The sequence below is a fragment of the Mesorhizobium abyssinicae genome, from assembly GCF_049887195.1.
Taxonomy (GTDB): Bacteria; Pseudomonadota; Alphaproteobacteria; order Rhizobiales; family Rhizobiaceae; genus Mesorhizobium; species Mesorhizobium abyssinicae.
This window is the reverse complement of the sequence record NZ_JARAKC010000155.1, coordinates 1-255: the sequence shown is the minus strand read 5'-3', so window position 1 is coordinate 255 and position 255 is coordinate 1. Positions and strand designations below refer to the sequence as shown.

Here is a 255-nt window from a genome sequence, read left to right as displayed (position 1 = left end):
CTTCCACCTCGTGCCGGCCGCGATTGGCGCTCGGCACGCCAATCACGACATCGTCCTGCCCGGACAGGCGCGACAGCACCGCCGCCCAGGCCGCCAGCACCGTCATGAACACCGTCGTGCCATGCTGGCGGCTCAGCCGCTTCAGACCCCGCGTCAGAGCCGCATCGATGACGACCCCCACACCGGCCCCGGCAAACGACTGCTGCGCCGGCCGCGGACGGTCCGTCGGCAAGCCGAGACAGGCCGGGGCGCCAG

1 protein-coding gene is annotated in these 255 nt (G+C 72.5%); it reads right to left on the bottom strand.

Annotation, left to right across the window (positions count from 1 at the left end):
* A partial coding sequence (locus tag PU724_RS34050) for a condensation domain-containing protein (protein WP_426213869.1) occupies nt 1–181 on the bottom strand: 181 nt, incomplete at its 3' end.
* Nucleotides 182–255: the final 74 nt, after the last annotated feature.